This window comes from Lacinutrix jangbogonensis, from assembly GCF_000797445.1.
Classification (GTDB): domain Bacteria; phylum Bacteroidota; class Bacteroidia; order Flavobacteriales; family Flavobacteriaceae; genus Lacinutrix; species Lacinutrix jangbogonensis.
Genome location: NZ_JSWF01000035.1, coordinates 171550 through 190587, shown reverse-complemented (window position 1 = coordinate 190587; position 19038 = coordinate 171550). Strand labels below are relative to the sequence as shown.

Annotated in this window: 13 protein-coding genes; 7 read left to right on the top strand and 6 right to left on the bottom strand. The window is 31.8% G+C overall.

Going from position 1 to position 19038, the window contains the following annotated elements:
* Window positions 1-3: 3 nt before the first annotated feature.
* The 3 genes from RH82_RS15165 to RH82_RS15155 all read left to right on the top strand — a co-directional run bounded on the left by RH82_RS15165 (window position 4) and on the right by RH82_RS15155 (window position 3553).
* Window positions 4-1482, top strand: coding sequence for a T9SS type A sorting domain-containing protein (locus RH82_RS15165; RefSeq protein WP_034061987.1), 1479 nt, complete (start codon window positions 4-6; stop codon window positions 1480-1482).
* A 294-nt stretch (window positions 1483-1776) separates the two neighbouring features.
* Window positions 1777-2124 (top strand): hypothetical protein, encoded by a 348-nt coding sequence (locus tag RH82_RS15160; RefSeq protein WP_034061986.1) that lies wholly within the window; start codon window positions 1777-1779, stop codon window positions 2122-2124.
* 4 nt (window positions 2125-2128) lie between these two features.
* A complete protein-coding gene (locus RH82_RS15155) occupies window positions 2129-3553 on the top strand; it encodes a LytTR family DNA-binding domain-containing protein (protein ID WP_034061984.1) in 1425 nt (474 codons plus the stop codon).
* Between the two features lie 421 nt (window positions 3554-3974).
* On the opposite strand, the gene RH82_RS15150 is transcribed toward RH82_RS15155, so the two are convergent.
* On the bottom strand, window positions 3975-5132 hold the full coding sequence (locus RH82_RS15150) for a 5-(carboxyamino)imidazole ribonucleotide synthase (protein WP_034061983.1): 1158 nt from the start codon (window positions 5130-5132) through the stop codon (window positions 3975-3977).
* 148 nt (window positions 5133-5280) lie between these two features.
* Here RH82_RS15150 and RH82_RS18265 point away from each other — a divergent pair, with 148 nt between their 5' ends.
* The 3 genes from RH82_RS18265 to RH82_RS15135 all read left to right on the top strand — a co-directional run bounded on the left by RH82_RS18265 (window position 5281) and on the right by RH82_RS15135 (window position 8244).
* Window positions 5281-6390 carry an adenylate kinase gene (locus RH82_RS18265; protein ID WP_081979277.1) on the top strand — a complete coding sequence of 370 codons (1110 nt, stop codon included), beginning with the start codon at window positions 5281-5283 and terminating at the stop codon, window positions 6388-6390.
* Between the two features lie 132 nt (window positions 6391-6522).
* On the top strand, window positions 6523-7521 hold the full coding sequence (gene obgE, locus RH82_RS15140; RefSeq protein ID WP_034061982.1) for a GTPase ObgE: 999 nt from the start codon (window positions 6523-6525) through the stop codon (window positions 7519-7521).
* 15 nt (window positions 7522-7536) lie between these two features.
* Window positions 7537-8244 (top strand): ion transporter, encoded by a 708-nt coding sequence (locus tag RH82_RS15135; RefSeq protein WP_034061980.1) that lies wholly within the window; start codon window positions 7537-7539, stop codon window positions 8242-8244.
* Between the two features lie 19 nt (window positions 8245-8263).
* Here the strand turns inward: RH82_RS15135 and RH82_RS15130 are convergent, their stop codons facing one another.
* The 4 genes from RH82_RS15130 to RH82_RS15115 are packed head-to-tail and all read right to left on the bottom strand — an operon-like array spanning window position 8264 to window position 11630.
* Window positions 8264-8989, bottom strand: coding sequence for a LytR/AlgR family response regulator transcription factor (locus RH82_RS15130; protein WP_034061979.1), 726 nt, complete (start codon window positions 8987-8989; stop codon window positions 8264-8266).
* The gene (locus RH82_RS15125) at window positions 8989-10053 is read right to left on the bottom strand and encodes a sensor histidine kinase (RefSeq protein WP_156112496.1); all 1065 of its coding nucleotides are present in this window, start codon (window positions 10051-10053) and stop codon (window positions 8989-8991) included. The genes RH82_RS15130 and RH82_RS15125 overlap by 1 nt, the downstream gene beginning before the upstream one ends.
* Window positions 10046-10504 carry a hypothetical protein gene (locus RH82_RS15120; protein ID WP_034061975.1) on the bottom strand — a complete coding sequence of 153 codons (459 nt, stop codon included), beginning with the start codon at window positions 10502-10504 and terminating at the stop codon, window positions 10046-10048. Before RH82_RS15120 ends, RH82_RS15125 begins: the two co-directional genes overlap by 8 nt.
* A 10-nt stretch (window positions 10505-10514) precedes the next feature.
* Entirely contained in the window at window positions 10515-11630 is a 1116-nt protein-coding gene (locus tag RH82_RS15115; RefSeq protein ID WP_034061973.1) for an alpha/beta hydrolase family protein, read from the bottom strand.
* Window positions 11631-11756: 126 nt separating this feature from the next.
* On the opposite strand from RH82_RS15115, the gene RH82_RS15110 reads away from it, so the two are divergent.
* Window positions 11757-12281: a DUF4136 domain-containing protein gene (locus RH82_RS15110; RefSeq protein ID WP_034062081.1), complete on the top strand. Its 525-nt coding sequence runs from the start codon at window positions 11757-11759 to the stop codon at window positions 12279-12281.
* 93 nt (window positions 12282-12374) lie between these two features.
* Here the strand turns inward: RH82_RS15110 and RH82_RS15105 are convergent, their stop codons facing one another.
* Window positions 12375-18953, bottom strand: coding sequence for an alpha-2-macroglobulin family protein (locus RH82_RS15105; protein ID WP_034061970.1), 6579 nt, complete (start codon window positions 18951-18953; stop codon window positions 12375-12377).
* Between the last annotated feature and the right edge of the window lie 85 nt (window positions 18954-19038).

Genomic DNA, 19038 nt, shown 5'->3' with positions numbered 1-19038 from the left:
GTCATGAAACAATATATAACACTTTTAACGCTGCTTTGCTTTTGCACGTTTACAACAGCGCAAAACATAACTAATGCAGAGTATTTTATAGATACAGATCCTGGTGTTGGACAAGGTACAACCTTAACAATTAACAATACAGGTACTGATATCACAGATACATTTACAGTAAATGTCGGTAATTTATCTGTGGGTTATCATAGATTATACACACGCGTACAAGATGCTAATGGCGTTTGGAGTCATTACGATAAAATGCTGTTTTATGTTGCTGAAAATACTGCAATAACAAATCCTGCATTGCCAAATATTACAGCCATAGAGTATTTTATTGATACGGATCCTGGTTTAGGTTTGGCTACAAGTGTTGCTGTTAATACTATTGGCACTGATATTACCGATAGTTTTACAATAAACATAGGTGTCTTAACTCAAGGGTTTCATAGGTTTTATACACGTGTACAAGATGCAAATGGTATTTGGAGTATGTATGATAAGTTTTTATTTTATGTATCGGATGGTGCACCAATTACTAACCCAACATTACCAACTATTGTTGCCGCAGAATATTTTTTGGGAGTTACAGATCCTGGTTTTGGGAACGCAACTGCGGTAGCTTTAACACCAACTGGGAATAATGAACAATTTATGATTGATGTAGATTTTTCTGGTTTTACAAGTTGTACCACAACTCCATTTCATTTAAGAGTACAAGATACAAATGGTGTTTGGAGTCTTTATGATTTTGATCCTGCAGTACTTATAGATTTTGAAGCGCCAATTGCTGATGCAGCCACCCTTAACGAAGTACAAGGCGTGTGTGAGGTTACAAACATTACTGCCCCAACAGCAACTGATGGTTGTACATTGACACAAATGGTTGGTACTACTGATGCGGTTTTTCCTATAACTTTAAACACAACTATAACTTGGACGTACAATGATGGTAATGGTAATACATCTACACAAGCTCAGAATGTGGTTATTACAGACAGTACGGATCCAGTGGCATCTGGTCAAAATATTACTGTAGATCTTGGTGTAAACGGCAGTGTAACCATTACTAGTGCAGATGTAGATAATGGATCAAATGATAATTGTGGTTCTGTTGCACTAAGTATTATGCCAGACACTTTTACTTCTGAAGGTGTGTTTTCTGTAACGCTTACCGCTACCGATATAAAAGGAAATACTAATGATACAGTTGTCCAAGTTACTGTTACAGGGACTTTGAGTATAAATACAATAACTTTAGAAAACCTTGTTGAAATATATCCTATTCCTTCAAAAGAAATAATTTTTATTTCTACAGAAGTTGGGCTAAAACAACTTATTATTTACGATTTAGTAGGTAAAAAGGTAAAAACTCAAAAACAAAATTTAAATCAAATTTCTTTACATAACTTAAGTAAGGGCATATATTTATTAGAATTAACATCCTTAAAAGGAAATAAATTAATCAAAAGAATAATTAAGAATTAAAACGAATTTTTTAAAGAAACTCCTCGAAATTAAAACATTTAGAGTTTCTAATTTGTAAGATTTATTTATTATAAGACATAAACACAACGTTAATTGGTCTTTTATTTCGAGTGCAGTCCAAAATAAATATCAAGAAAACATTTTTTAGAATTCTAGCTGGAGCAGAAAATTCACTTTACAACGAAAAAACATTTAAAGATGCTTCTGTAAAAATAAGTATAGGAATACCATTAAATCTCTTTACTAAATAATAAAATATTATATTTAATAACTAACCAATAAATAATTAAAATTATGAAATCATTTACAGCCAAAGTAGAAATTTGTAAAAACAAAACTAAAAAACTTAAAATAACTTTTGAAGGTGTGTCAAATACATTTGATGATCTTAATAAATTTGAAATTAAAAGTGTTAAGGATATAAATTTAGAGGGTTTTGAATTAGTTATTATTCAGATTTCGCATTCTGATGGAGTTACAATCAATGAAGGTAAAAATAGACATAGTATTACATGTGATATTCAGACAGAAGTTGATTTGGAAAACAAAATAGCATTATTGTATAATGATGATAAAAATAAGGGAATAGCTACTCCAGAGCAATCAGGAAATGGAGGCGTAGTTGGTGTAATATCTTGCTAATATCTTGAAAAAACTAGCCTTCATACTACTAACACAATTTGTTTTCGCTCAACAAATCCCAATAGATTCTATCTCTTACGAGTATTTCTATGAAAAAGAGCTAGAACAAATTGTGTTATTAAAAAAGCATCAAAAAATTAAATCTTTTAATGCTAAAAAGCAATTAGAAATTGCAGATCTCTACAGAAGTATTAACTGTGAAGATTCTGCTTATGCAAGTTACTATAAAATATATGAGCATGAAAAAGAAACTAGAACTTTTAGTGATGAAGAATTTAAAGAATTGCTATTTAGCATACACAAAGTAGAAACGAGCAAGCATAATTATACCAAAGAGCGGCGCTTTTTTTTAAACGCATTAATTGCACTGTCAAAAAACGATACTAACGATAAATGGAAAGCCAAAACAGAGCAAGAGATTGCTATCGATTTTTTTGTGGACTCTTCTGATTACGATGCGGGTTATCATAAAATGCTAGCCATTCAAAGTACAAATTACTATAAAAATAATAAGGAGTTTAAAGCTGCAACGTTATCTACTCTTGGGAATTTTAATATTACACTTAAAGAGTATGAGACAGCTTCCAGTTTATTAAACGAATGTTTTTTACTTGCAAAGCAAAACGATGATTATTTGCATCAATCGTATGCTAAAATCAATATGGCAGTAAACCAACTAAATCAACAAAATTATGAAGCTGCAATTAATAATTTAAATGATATTAAGACCATACCAAATAAAAAATACTTAGTTAAAATAAATAGGATTGTACACAAGCTTAAAAAACGCGTTTACGATAGTTTAAAAGATGCTAAAAATAGCAACATTCAAAAACTATATGTACAAAAATATGATAGTTTAGTAAACGACTTCCGTAAAAACAGCAATTTCTACGAAATAGATGTGGCATACCAAGTTAAAGAAAAAGATAGAAAAATAAAAGAACTAGCGGCTGCTCAAGAAGCTTCTAAAAAAAATAAAATAGTGTATAGTATTCTTCTGTTTTGCGTATTTCTACTCGCTTTATATTCTTTTGTGCGATGGAAAAAAGTAGATAGAAGAAAAAGGCTTTTAACAATAGAAAATCAATCGTTAAACATAGAGAACGAAAAAACAAAAACAGAATTAGAAACCGTAAAATCTTTGGTGACTAACGATTATATTTTGCTTAAAAACAAATCTAAAGTGTACTTAAAAGAGCTTATTTATGTAAATGCAGATGGCCATTATTTAAACTTATATACCAATACTAAAAAGGAATTTGTAAGAGGTAAGATTTCGGAAATTGAAACACAATTGCCACCAAATTTTATAAAATGCCATCGCTCTTATATTGTGAATCAAAATTGTATAAAACAATTTGCAAATACAGAAGTTTTTATGGTAAATGGAGATGCCATTCCGTTATCTAGAGGTTTTAAGTTTTAAAAAGGATTATGAATTATAGTACTGACCTAAGATTATTTTACGTAAAAAATGAATTGAAGCGAAGGGTTAAACAAAAATCGTCGATACTAAAATTTTTAGTAACATAAATTATTGCGAAACATTTGAGGACTAATCTTAAAAATCTATAAACTTTATTTTTGTGCCGCAGCAATAGAAATTTTTAGAAAAATAATACTCAGTCTTGATTTTTTTGTTTCGTTTTTTTATCAATAAAAAAATAAAAAAATAAAAATAGAAAGATTGTAAATAATTAAAAAAATATTAATTGTTGAATAGCCCAGTATTTATAGGTAATTCCATTTTCTTAAAATCCAACTTATGCATTTTTTGCACTAGTTTAATTTTTATTCACTGGTTTGGCTAAAGTACATTTTTTACACATTGATTTTGTGTAAATATTCTATTGTTTTGAAATCACTCTAATCGTTTTCTTAACCTCCTCAGCAACTTTACGTGCTAAACTTAAATCTTTGTTTACAATAGTAACATGTCCCATTTTACGAAAAGGTCTCGTTTGTTTTTTTCCGTAAATATGAGGTGTTACGCCTTCCATTTTCATAATCTCTGCAATGTTTTCGTAAATAACATCACCAGTATAACCTTCTGCACCTACTAAGTTTACCATAATACCGCCAACTTTACTTTCGGTTTTTCCTAAAGGTAAATTTAATATGGCACGAATATGTTGTTCGAATTGAGACGTATAACTTGCCTCAATGGTTTGGTGACCAGAATTATGAGGCCTTGGTGCCACTTCGTTTATTAAAATGTTGTCGTCTTGTGTTTGGAATAGCTCTACTGCTAACAAACCCACGTGGTTAAATGCTTTAGAAACATTTAAAGCGACATCCTGCGCTTTTTTTGCAATAGCGTCTGAAATTCTAGCAGGACAAATTACATATTCTACTTGGTTAGCTTCTGGATGAAATTCCATTTCCACAACAGGATATGTTTTTACTTCTCCATCACTATTTCTAGCTACAATAACTGCTAGTTCATTTTTAAAATCGATAAGTTCTTCAGCAATACATTCTCCAGCAGGTAAACCTTTTAAATCGTCCATAGATCGCACCATTTTCACGCCTGTTCCATCGTAACCAAACTGTGCGCTTTTCCATACGAATGGGAATTTTAAACCACCATTTAAGATAGTGTCTTCAATTTCTGAAGCATATGCAAATCGAGAAAAATTGGAGGTTGGTAGATTATTATCTAAATAGAATAATTTCTGCTTTGCTTTATTTTGAATGATTCTTAAATTCTTAGAACTAGGGTATACTTTGATGCCTTCATTTTCTAATTTTTCAAGCGCATCAACATTTACGTTTTCAATTTCAAAAGTCAATACATCAACTTGTTTCCCAAAATTGTAAACGGCATCAAAATCCATTAAGTCACCTTGAGTGAAAGCGTTGCAAGCCATTTTACACGGCGCATCATCACTTGGGTCTAAAACATAGGTTTGGATATCGAATTTTCTGGTGTTGTAGAGCATCATTTTGCCTAGTTGCCCACCGCCAAGAATACCTAATTTAAAATCTGAAGAGAAATAGTTCATAATATTTAGCGTAAAAACGGAATTCTTTAAGTTAAAACAGTGTTACAAAAATACGTTTTTTAATGCAAAATGAACCTAAAATGATAACGCAAAAATCGTATTTCGATTAACAAATACGTATCTTTGCGACTTTCATAAAATGAATGTAATGATTAAGCTGCACGACAAATATTTTAAGCCTTTTATCTCTGCTAAAGAGATAGATGCTGCTGTAGCTAAAATGGCAGAAGATCTTGCTAACGATTTAGGAGATGAAATACCTGTATTTGTTGGCGTTCTTAATGGTTCGTTTATGGTAGTTAGCGATTTTGTAAAAAAATATCCTAAACCTTGTGAGGTTACTTTTATCAAGTTGGCGTCTTACGAAGGCGTAAAATCTTCAGACGATATTCAACGTTTAATTGGCTTAACTCAGGATTTAACAGGTAGAACAGTTGTTATTATCGAGGATATTATAGATACAGGAAGAACACTCCATGAAATACATCGCATTTTTAAAAATGAAGGTATAAAACAATTGCTAATCGCAACTTTGTTTTATAAACCAGAAGCATATAAAAAAGACTTTAAACTACATTACGTTGGTATAGAAATTCCTAATAAATTTATTGTTGGCTACGGCTTAGATTATGATGGATTAGGAAGAGATTTACCAGAAGTATATCAATTAAAAACAACACAACACATGACTAATTTAGTACTCTTTGGACCTCCAGGTGCAGGTAAGGGAACACAAGCTAATTTCTTAAAAGAGAAATATAATTTGGTTCACATATCTACTGGAGACGTTTTTAGATTCAATATTAAAAACGAAACAGCTATGGGTATTTTGGCTAAATCGTTTATGGATAAAGGAGCATTGGTTCCAGATCAAGTGACTATAGATATGTTAAATGCAGAAGTAGAGAAAAATGCAGATGCTAACGGATTTATTTTTGATGGTTTTCCAAGAACCAATGCACAAGCCGAAGCTCTGGATACCCTAATGGAAAGTAAAGATTCGCAAGTTAATGCAATGATTGCTTTAGAAGTTGAAGACGAAGTTTTAGTTGGAAGACTTCTTGAACGCGGAAAATCTAGCGGAAGAGCAGACGATGCAGACGAGAGTATTATTAGAAATAGAATTAAAGAATATTACACAAAAACGGCCATTTTAAAAGACTATTATTCTGCGCAAGATAAATATTTTGGAGTAGATGGTTTTGGTAGTGTTGAGGCTATTACAGAACGTTTGTGTACTAGTATTGATGAATTATAATTCCTTTTTAAGGAATAATTTTATTTAAAAAGTGGATTCTTGCTTTCGCAGGAATGACAAATAAAGGAATACATTTGAGTAAGTATAAGAGTGCGTAACTTTTAACTTTTTACTCATAACTTTAAACTTATTATGACTGAAGGAAATTTTGTTGACTACGTAAAAATGCACGTTACCTCTGGAAAAGGAGGTCAAGGTTCTACACATTTACATCGCGAGAAGTATCTTGCAAAAGGTGGGCCAGATGGAGGAGATGGTGGTCGTGGAGGACACGTGATTTTAAGAGGAAGCTCTAACCTTTGGACATTAATACACTTAAAATTTAAAAGACACGTTCGCGCTGGACATGGCGGAAGCGGAAGTAGTGGTAGAAGTACTGGTGCAGATGGCGAAGATATGTATGTTGAGGTGCCTTTAGGTACAGTAGTTAAAGATACAGAAACCGACGAGACTCTTTTTGAAATTACCGACGAAGGTGAAGAAAGAATTATAGCCCTAGGAGGAAAAGGAGGTCGTGGAAACTGGCATTTTAAAACGTCTACAAACCAAACACCACGTTATGCACAGCCTGGAATTCCTATGGAAGAAAAGGATGTTACTTTAGAGCTTAAACTCTTAGCAGATGTTGGATTGGTTGGTTTTCCAAATGCAGGAAAATCGACACTATTATCTGTAATTACTTCTGCAAAACCTAAAATTGCAGATTACGAGTTTACAACATTAAAACCAAATTTGGGTATTGTAAAACATCGTGAGTTTCAAAGTTTTGTAATGGCAGATATTCCTGGTATTATTGAAGGAGCAGCCGAAGGAAAAGGTCTTGGCTATTACTTTCTCCGTCATATAGAACGTAACTCGATTTTACTGTTTTTAATCCCTGCAGATGCGCCAGATATTAAAAAGCAGTATGATATTTTGTTAGACGAATTACGTCGTTACAATCCGGAAATGTTGGATAAAGACAGATTTATTGCTATTTCAAAATGCGATATGTTGGACGATGAACTTCAAGCTGAATTAAAAGTAGAATTGGATAACGAGTTACCAATTCCGTATCTGTTTATATCAAGTGTTGCACAGCAAGGTTTAGTAGAATTAAAAGATTTGCTTTGGAATGCATTGAATGAATAAATAAAGCTATAGTTTATGAGAGCTTATATTAAATCTATTGTTGAAATTAATGACAATGCACTTAGTCGTTATTTCTCTTTTTTTATACAAGCACTCATCTTAATTTCTGTAGTTGCATTTTCAGTAGAAACTATTCCAGATTTAGAACCGTTTACAAAAAGCATATTAAGAATTATTGAATTCTTTTGTGTTATTGTTTTTACTATAGAATATATACTAAGAATTTATGTAGCGGATAGCAAAGCTAAATTTGTATTTAGTTTTTTTGGAATTATAGACTTTCTTGCCATTTTACCTTTTTACTTGTCTTTTGGATTAGATTTAAGATTCTTAAGATCATTACGCTTTTTAAGACTTTTTAGAGTCTTAAAATTGGTGAGATATAATAAAGCAATTAAGCATTTTTCTAAAGCTATAAAATCGGCTAAAGAAGAGATTTTCTTATTTCTGTTTATTACACTCTTACTTATTTATTTTGCTGCAGTTGGTATTTATTATTTTGAACATGAAGCACAACCAGAACATTTTTCTTCTATTTTTGATAGTTTATGGTGGGCAATTATTACGTTAACAACAGTTGGTTATGGTGATGTTTATCCAATAACAGTTGGAGGTCGCGTATTTACTTTTTTTATATTAATGATAGGTTTAGGTATTGTCGCTATACCAACCGGGATAATTTCTTCGGCATTAACGAAGTCTGTAGATTCTAAAGATAAATAGTAAGTTTAATCGAGATCAATTAAAACTCTAAATCCTGTTTAAATTTTTGAGATTGTCTTCTAGAGACTTCTACTTCATTACCATCGTTTAAAGCTATTTTTAGCTTACCATTAAACCAAGACGTTACATTTTTAATGCTTTTTAAATTTACAATTTGTTGTCGGTTTACTCTAAAGAAATGAGACTCTGGTAGTTTAGCTTCAATTTGATTTAAGGATTTATAAATAAGAGGTTTCTTATCTTCAAAATGTACTCTTGTATAATTACCTACAATTTCAAAAAGAGAAATATCTTTTAATAAAACCATCCAACAATGTTCGCCTTCTTTAATAAAAATTTGAGAATTCTCTGTTAAAGCTTTCGTTTCAATCGTGTTGTCCTTTTCTTCTAGAATAGGTAGTAATTTTTTAATAGATTTAGCAAATCGGTCTTTATTTATTGGTTTCAATAAATAATCAAAAGCGTTATATTCAAAAGATTTAATCGCGTACTCATCATAAGCTGTAGTGAATATTACAGTAGGGATTTCGTCTAAAGCTTCTAAAAGCTCGAAACCATCTTTTTCCGGCATGTTAATGTCTAAAAACAGCAATGCAGGACTCGTTTTGGCAATTAGTGTAACGGCATCGTCTACATTCTCGGCTTCACCAATAATTTCAATTTCTGGATGGTCTTTCAATAATTCTTTTAGCTCTTGCCTTGCTAAACGAGAATCTTCTACTATTACAGCACTTATTTTTTGCATTATATTGGTAGTTTAATTGTGGCTATAACATTTTCACCTTTGGCCTCTACAACAAAACTAGCCTTATCTTTATAGAGTAGAGAAAGCCTTTTTTTTATATTTTCAAGTCCAACTTTAGTAGTCGATTTAGTATCTGTTAAGGTTCCAGAATTGCTAACCTTTATTTCTAGTATTTTATTAGCTTCTAATATTGTTAAATCGATAGTTCCACCATCTCGTAAATTAGAAATACCATGCTTTATTGCATTTTCAATAAGCATCTGAATAATCATTGGAGGAATCTCTACATTTAATAAGCTTTTATCAATTTTAGAGTCAAATATTAAACGATCTTCAAATTGAATTTTCGATAATTCAATATAGTTTTCAACCATTTCTAATTCATCTTTTAGAGCAATAGTATCAACTTTATTTTTTGTGAGCGAGTAGCGTAACATCTCAGACAAACGGGTAATCATTTCTCTAGATTTCTCAACGTCTTCCAGCATAAGTCCACGGATATTGTTTAAACTATTAAACATAAAATGTGGATTAATTTGACCTTTTAAAGTATTCAGCTGAGACTCTTTTAATGTAGATTCTAGTATTAACCGCTCTTCTTTATTTTTTCTAAAACTAAGCGTTATTTTTATAATGCGATAACAAGCAAACCAAAAGAAGACATATATAAAAGTGAGAATAAAATTTGAAATAATTAGACTAAGATTTATTATTAATTTGGTTTCATGAAAAGCATCATATAATACATAAGCAAAAAAGACTAAGCTTAGAGAAAACAGTATTACAGTGAGTATTATACTTACTGAGATTTTAATAGTTTCTTTAATGCTTATGCTGTTAAACGCTACTTTTCTTTTGAGATAATAATGAAATAATGTGGTCCAAAAAACGGCTACAACTAAAAATAATACACCTTCCAATAGGGTATATGTTTTATCTAGATTGGATGCATTTACTATTTTAAATAACGTATTAAGTAGCGCTAATGTTCCCCAACCAAAAAGCTGTAAAATCCAAAACCAAATAGTATTTGATAGTCTCATATAAAGACTAAAGTTACTCATTTTTGTTTTTCAAACCCATTAGTACGGTGTTGATTTTTTCAAAATCTTCAGTACCAACAAAAAAAGTTTTTGTGTTAGATTTTACTTTTATGGCATTACCCGTGTTTACATTGTATAACCATCCTTGTGGTGTTAGTCTAATGCCAATACCATAAAGCGCTGGAACTTTTATTTTTTCTATAGAATCGTAATGAATGTCTTTAATTTTTAAAGAACGTTTAATAAGGCCTATTCCAAATTTAGCTTCAATTTTTTCTTTATCTATTGTTATCGTTAATTTATAAAACGATAAAAGAATGAGTAAAAACAGTAGTAAAATCGATACTAACATAATCCATGGCATTGGATTGTTACCAGTTTGTAAAATAAAAATAGTTAGCGTAGTAATTGCAACTATACTAATAATAACTGTTATTAGTTTCCCGTATTGTGTGTGTTTATAGAGTGTCATATTTTTAATATTAAAAGCGTTCGTTAATCCAATCTGAAATTATCTTTAAAGCATAAGGTGAAAAGGTTTCTTCAATTTGACTATATTCTTGCATACGTCCTGTTTTTGCTGTCTGAAACAAATGGTTTAAGCTTTCTAATTCGGTTATAGTTACATCTTTATTCTTTGCAGCTTTTAGCGCTTTTTCAATATTTTCTAAATTCAATTTAGGCAACACTTGGAGATCTTTACTTCCATTTAATGCTAAAACGGGACAGGTTGTTTTTTTTAAATAATCTTTAGGCTCAGTTATAATAAAAGTACTTAACCATGGTGAAGCTATTTGAGCCGATAATTGAGTTATCATAGCATCAGTGATATATATAGCATAAGGGCTATTTTTATTTTCTAACTTCTTTTTCAAGGTATTAATAGCTAAGCGAACTCCAGACTTTATTTTACTGCTTTCAGTTTCAGTTTTTAAAACATTATAGGCTGCGGAAGTTAATGCTTTATTAAATTGAAGGGTCTCTTCTGTTGCACCAGCGTTTTTCCCCATTTCCCAACTTTGAGACTCTAAAACTTCTCGACCGTTAACTCCAGGACCAGCTAACATGACTATAAAAGCAATCTCTGTATTTTTAGAAGCGACAATAGGAGCAACGAGACCACCTTCACTATGTCCAATTAAACCAATTTTAGAAGTGTTTATGTCTTTTCGAGTTTTTAAATAGGCTATGGCTGCATCAATATCTGAAGCAAAGTCGAAAGAGGTCGCTGTTTTAAAATCACCTTCGCTTTCGGCGACTCCTCTCTCATCAAAACGAAGAACGGCAATACCATTATTTGTTAAATAATCTGAAAGTACTAAAAATGGTTTATGATTAAATTGTTTTATTTCGCTATTTCTATCTTGAGCTCCAGAGCCAGATATTAAAATAGCTACAGCAGGATTCTTTTTATTTTTTGGTAAAGTAAGTGTGCCTGCTAACTTAATATTATCGGCTTCTGTATTTTTAAAAAACACATTTTCTGAAATATAATTAAAAGGTGCTATAGGTTCTTGTGGTCTGTTTGTATTTTGTGCAGATAAAGAACTTAAAAATGAAAGTAATGTGATAATGATAAAAGTGATTACTCGGGTCATAACTATTTGTTTTTTGATTACTCCTCAAATATAAAGTGTTAATCATATTTAAAAGTTAAAATTATGACGAACGGTTTCTTAGAGATACTAAATGGTTTTATTTTCGTTATTTTTATAAATCCTATTATGAAAATTATAAAACTATTTATTCTAATACTTTGCGTTTCGTCTTGTGCACCAATTTATGTAAAATACGATTACGAGAAAACTACTAATTTTTCGGACTATAAAACCTATAATTTCTTCAGTAATATTGATTCAGGTTTAAACGAATTAGATGAAGAACGGCTGATCTCAGCATTAGAAACCAAGCTAAATATAATGGGCTTACAAAAAACTGAACACGCTAGTTTTTTAATAGACATTAAAAGCGAAGCATTTGATGAGAATTCAAGAAGCAGACTTGGAGTGGGAGTTGGTGGTGGAAATAATGGATTTGGTGGTGGTGTTTCGGTTGGTATTCCTATTGGTCAGCCAAATGTTAACAGGCGAATTACTGTGGAGTTTGTAGACGATTCTAAAACAGGATTATTTTGGCAAGCCATTAGTGAATCTGCATTTAAACACAACGAAAAACCTGAGAAGCGCGAAGTTAGGTTTCAGGCTATTGTAGAAAAAATGATGGAAGGTTATCCTCCAAAAAGTAAATAAATCCTTTTCTAATTTTTTTTAATTCATTGATTATTTATATTAAAAGCGTGTTCTTAGTTTAATCATTGAGACTGTTTTTATTAAGAACTCGGTTTATTCTACTGTAATCCTAATACCTTCACTATGGCTACTAAACTCTGGTGCATACATACTTTGTATAGTAGTAATACCATTACTCATGTTTCCAGCATTGCTCACGCGTAAATCATATTCAAAAACATAAATACCTTTTGGTAAATAATCGAAGAAGAAGTTAGTAGAGGCATCTTTTGTGGCTTCATAATATCCTAAACCATCCTGGTATTTATAACTAGATAAAACATTTACGGGTTCTAAGCCGGCTGCTCGCATATCTTTCATGTGCACAAATTCCATGGCACGATCACTTCGTAACTCTATGCGAACACGAACTAAATCTCCAACTTCAAGCTTCGTGTCTTTGGTAATATCTGTAATCACTTCACCTTTATCTGTGTTTGTTTTTTTGAAGAGTTTTTTCTTCAACTTTAAAGGTGTTTCAGCAGAAGTAATTTTATCTAAATCCTCGAAATATTGCCAGTATAAATTTCCCCAAGCAATACCATTTCCTTTTTTGGTGATTTTTACATCCGCCATTTTAGGAGTGATTTCAGTACCAGGCCAACTGGTTTTATAATAGCCTGTTCCTGCCTCTACTTTTACAGCTTCCAATGTTGAAGGTGAAATAGGTTGGTCTCCAACTATTACTTCTACCATATCTGTAACACTCAACCAATCGCTCCCTTGAAGCAATAAAGCATAAACAGCTTCGGTAGTTGCTTTAGTCGTTTTCCAACGGTTGGTTTGCTTGTTTTTAAGCAACCAAATTTTAAGTTCGTCTATTGTACTTTTGTTTTCAGCTTCGCTTTGTATAGTAGTTCCAGCTTCAGAAAACGCTTCAATCATTAACGCTTGTGTTTCTATTGGTGCTTGATACCAATACCAAGAATTTGTATTTTCTTTCCAATACATCCCTAATTCTTCGCTTGTAATACTTGTTTCTTTTAATGAATTTAAAATTTTAGCCGATGTCACTCCATCTTTATTTCTATGAGCAACCAAAGCCATCATGCCTTTTGCATATAATGGCCTTTTTAACCAATAGGTTTTAATTTGAGAATGGTAATAGTCCATAATCTCGCTAACCTCTTTACTCGGCTTATTTTCTGGGAAGAAACTTCTCATATACAAATAGTGTAATTGCGTGTAACTTAATCTGTCGCTATTTAAGTCGGCATCTTTATCGTATTTTCTAATGTCTTTGTATTCTTTTATAAATTCAGCATCAAGATATCTTAAAGCTTTATTTATCATAGATTCTTCGTTTTTGCTCTGAATGACATTCAATTTATCAAGATGCCCGAAACCAGTAATAATATGTTGTGTGATGTAACGGTTTGGACGATAATCTCGAAACCATGACCATGCTCCACTTGACATTTGGTTTTGTTTTAGTTTTCTTTTCGCACGCGATAATTCGTTATTCATTTTATTTAAATCGAATAACAAAGCAATACGTTTTTTCTGTTCGGTTTCACTTTGCGCATCACGTAACCAAGGTGTTTCTTGAATTAAAATAGATTTTAATTCTTGATTTTTTTCTAAGTTGCTTAATAAAGCATCAGTGTTTTTCCATTGGTTAAAAACGTCTTGAATTCTAGGATTTGAGTTTGCAATATGGCTAGCTAAAGCATTGGCATAAAAACGTGAGAAGGTTTGCTCGTTGCACTCGTAAGGGTACTCCATTAAATAGGGTAATGCTTGCACTGCATACCAAGCTGGATTACTCGTCATTTCTAAGGTAAGCTTATGGTTTTTAAGCGTGGTTGATGTATTTGTCTTCAACTTATCTAAAGTGAATGTTTTTGTTTGATTGCTTCTAATCCATAGTGGTAAACTTTCTGTCACCAACATTCTGTTGGTTAACACAGGTAATACGTTTTGTTCACCGTCGCTATAGTTCCCAGATTTCGCTATTATTTTATACTGAATCGCTTGTACATCATCTGTTACATTTAGATTCCAAGTGACACTTGTATTGCCTTTTGCATCGACTGTAAATCCTAAATCGTTATAAGCATTCGATAGTTTGCCGTCAATAGATTCTCCAGTCAAAGCATCAAACAACTGGAGCACTGCAACACCTTTTAATTCTTTGTCTGTAAGATTAGAAATTTTAGTTGATATTTTAATAGTATCACCTTGACGTAAAAAACGTGGTACGTTTGGTAACACCATCAATTCTTTTTGGGTTACTGTCGTTAAAGATGTGGTTGCATTTTCTAATGTTTTAGTATGTGCTAATAATTGCAATTTCCATTTGGTTAATGCTTCTGGAGTTGTAAAACTGAAACTAACTTCACGTTTCTCATTTGTTTGTAATTGTGGAAAGAAAAAAGCAGTTTCTTGAAGGTTTTTACGAATTTTAACTTTTGAGTAATCTTCTAAAGCATCTGGAATATTTACTCCATTTGTTGTAACAACGATTACACCATTTGCACCTTTTGATCCATATAATGCTGAACCTTCAGCTCCTTTTAGAACGTTAACTGAAATAATATCATTTGGATTTATTGAGTTAAGAATCCCAGTTGTTGAAACTTTACCATCAATAACAATTAAAGACTCATTATTTCCTGATATTGAACGATTACCTCTAAGTACAATTCTTGTTCCTCCTTCAGGTTCATTAATATTTAGTCCAGAGACTTTTCCAGATAGACCATTTACAACACTTGGATTGTCAGCCATCATTAATTCTTCAGTTCTTACTTCTTGATAAACTGTCGTTTTTTTGTTAGATTTCCTCTTAATTCCTAAAGCTGTTATAACGACTTCATCTGAAGTGTTTTCTTCCATGTAAATTTTAAAAGTATTCTCTTTTCCTATCGTAATAACTTTCTTATTACCTACATAGGTTAATACTAATTTATCTCCTTTTTTAACTTTAATAGTAAATGCACCATCAAAATCTGTTGTGGTACCTATAGTTGTGCCTTCAATAATAATATTAACTCCAGGAAGAGGTAAGTTATCTTTGTCGTAAACGATTCCTGTAACAGTGCCTGCTTTTAAGTCTTTATCATAGATAGAGATAGCTCTTTTTTGTTTAAGCTTTCTTATATACTGTTGGTAAACCCAGTGGTTATTCAAATCAAAACCAAACCAATTTAATTGGTCGTATTGTTGCTTTGGTGCATAGCTTTTAAAAGACGTATTTCTATTCACATTAAAACTAGTATTCCCAAAACTTTTATGTGCATTACGTCTAAGACTAGAATAATACATCGCGCGATTAATAGGTTTAAAAGTCCAATTATGTGGTTTAAATTCATCTAGAGACGCATCGTACATGCTAGCTAACAATTCGGCAGCAACTTTATCACCTTTTGGACCTTTTATTTTAAATGTCCAAGTTTCGTCTGTTCCTGGTTGCAATTTATCTCTAAAAGTTAGTGTTTCAATTTCTAAGTCCGTTTTAGGATAAGGCACATTTATTTTAACCGTATTGGTATGAAAGCTATTAAAAGCTGCAAAGCTATAATGCACAACAAAACCACCAAGGTCTTTTGGGCTTAAAGGAATACGTATGGTTTTATTATTACGATTTAGTTTAATAATGTACGTATTAATGATTTTGTGTTCTTTTTCAATAGCTACAGTTACCCAAATATTTTCTGCAGCAGTTGCTAACGTTAATTCTACGGTGTCGTTAGTTGTGTATTGTTCTTTATCTGTTGTAATACGGAATAACTGGTTGTCTGCTAAATACTCATCTTTATCACTAAACAATCTGGTTTTAGCTTCATCTTTTACATCTTGACCAAATTTATCTTTGGTTTCAAGCATTACAATATATTCGCCAGATTGCCACCTTTTAATAGTACCGAGATCTAAAGTTTTAGACTTTTCGGTATCAAATGTTTTATCGAAAACCAGTTCGCCTTTTTTCCAGTTTTCTGGTTTGTGTTCGTTTGTAAAAGCTTCGTGTGGGAAACGGTGTTTAAATTCTGTTTTTGTAAAATTATGGTAATCTGGTGCTCGCCAAGTTCTAGGTCGTAATACATTATTTGGCGCTTTTAATTTGTAGATTTTAAGTGTGCCTTTTGCAGGAACAAACTCACCATTTAAGTTTTTTGTATCTATTGTTATTTGGTGGTCTTTATTTGTTTTATCCAAACTGTTCTCCATACCAATAGTTGCAGTTAAAGCATGGTAACCAACGTTTACAATGGTTGTTGCACTTCGTGTTTCGCCATTAATATCTGTAACATCTGCTGTAATTTCATATTTAAAAATGGGTAAACTTTTTTTGTCTACACTTTCGTCTGGAATAGCTTTAAAGGTAATATCGTAATTTCCAGAGGCATCTGTAGTGGTTTCACCGTGCATAATTTCTTGACCTTGATCTTGCGTTGCAGGACGTCTCCAATAATACCAACGTGGATATTGTACATTTCGTTTTACTCTGTAAACCACTTTAGCATCGCTAATGGTTGACCCTGCAAAAGCTAAAGCTTCACCTGTAACTTTTACGCTGTCGTTAATTTTTATGGTTTCGGTAATGGGTTTGAAATTGGTTTCGAACTTAGGTCGTTTATATTCTTCAACAGAAATAGTTGCATTACCATTATGAGAATGTTTGCCTCGTAAGCGAACGGTAAACCTACCAGTCAATCCTCCATCTGGTAAAATAAATTCTCCTGCTACAGAACCATAGTCGTTTGTTTTTAATTCGAGTTCTTTTACCGTTTCACCATTAACATTAACTAATATGGCTTTTATTTTTTGGTCTGGTAAAACTTCAGATTTATTATCTTCCGTTTTCATAGAAATACCCTTAAAATAAACAACTTGTCCAGGTCTGTAAATACTTCTGTCTGTAAAAACAAACATAGTGTATTGCGGTTTGTCGTCATTTTTATTACGGTCTCTGTAATAACTATTTATATATAGTTTTGGGTAATAGGCAATATCGCTAGAAGTCGAAATTTTTACATTTGCATTGTTACGTCTTTTACGCGATTTATTAATAGTTAATTTACCATTAGAGTCCGATGTAGTGTATGCTGTTTCAACTTTTTCATTTCCATAAGTGTATTCTAATTCGACTTTTGCATTTGCAATAGGTTCGCCATTATTTCTATCTATAAATTGCAAGTATTTTTTTGCTGAATCGTCATATTCCAATAGCGCAATATTAGTAATCTGTACTAGCGTGTGCGCCTTAAAGTTTTCTTTTAATGCTGAAGTGTTAGCTGTGATTATATAACGGCCATTATCAAATTTAGGCATCAAGATTTCAGAAGTATGAGTCTGAAAATCTTTTTCGTTTTTAAGTGAAGCGTCCCAATTTTTAAAAGGATCTAGTTTAGAAATAAATGCATCTTTCGCGTGACGTCTGTATATTTTTATAAATTTTTTATACTGATTTTCTGTTAGTTTATAAGCGGTAAGATTAATGGCATCGAGCTCTTTAAAAGTGACTAAAAGTCGAGCTTCCGTTTGAATAGGAAGCGTAGTTTCTGTTATAATTTGCAAACTAGCATTCTCCATGTGCTGTTTCAAGACACGACATTGTTCTGCACCTTTGCTTTTTGGGAATTGAGAAATAGCCAAATCACAAATGGCAATAGCGTCTTTAATTTTCCATCGTGCATCTGTATTGGTTTCAGCGTTATAGGCTGTGCCTTGTCTATTATAAACAGATGCCAATTGAAAACGGTATAAAGCTGAGACTTCGTGTGCCTTGTGTTTTTCCATTTCAGACTTAAGCGCTTCAATAAAAATAGTTTCTTTATTATTAAAAGTAGCTAACTGTTTTACATTAAGTAAACGTTCTATATTTACTGTAGCTAAAGCATAAGGTTCTTGGTCTTTTAAATGAAATTTTATAAGTTCTTTGTATAGTTTTAAAGCGTTTAACTCTAATGAAGACGTGTCTTTAGATACAATTATTAAATTAGAAAATTTATTAGAAGCTGCTAGATAATTGGCATCATCGATTATAAATTTATAAGCTGGTTTTGTAATTCTGCTTTCCTTATGGTTGTGAAAAATAAGCGCATTGTGAGCAAGAAAATCGAACAGTGTTGGTCTGTATCTTTTAGATTCATTCTGTAATGTTAAAAGGACATCAAAATCTACTAATTTTGTTTGCTGAAGTAGCAAACCATTGTCAAGCGAGTTTTTATAGTGTAAGTGAACTTCTTCAAAGAGCGTCTCCAAATCCCAAGTTCTAAAATCTTCAGTATTTACTTTATCGTTTGTTTTTGAACGATTATAAAATTTCCATCTGTTTTGCTGGAAATATTGCCAGTATAAAGTAGCCAAAACATTCTCTAATACGTTTTTAGTTGGTGCTTTACTTATTTTTATTTCAGCTTTAAAAGCATCAATAATATTAAGTTGCGCGTGGTCTTCAAGCGTGAGCATAAACTTGCTTTTAAACAACATTATTTTTATAAGTTGTGGCGAGTTGTTTTCTGCTTTTGCCTTAACTTCAATTTTTTCTAATGCTTCTAGAGCAGATTTAGGCAAACCTTCAATTTCAAAATTTTCAACGTCACTCCATAACTTGGAATAGTTATTGTTTTGAGAAAGGGAAGTATTGGCAAAAAGTATAATCATTAATAAGCTAAGTAATTTGTTCATTTTTTAATATTTATTGTTTCTTACAAGTAAAATATGTTTGCCTGTAAAAACGTTTTTAATAATTTAAAATTGAGAGGGCTCGGTT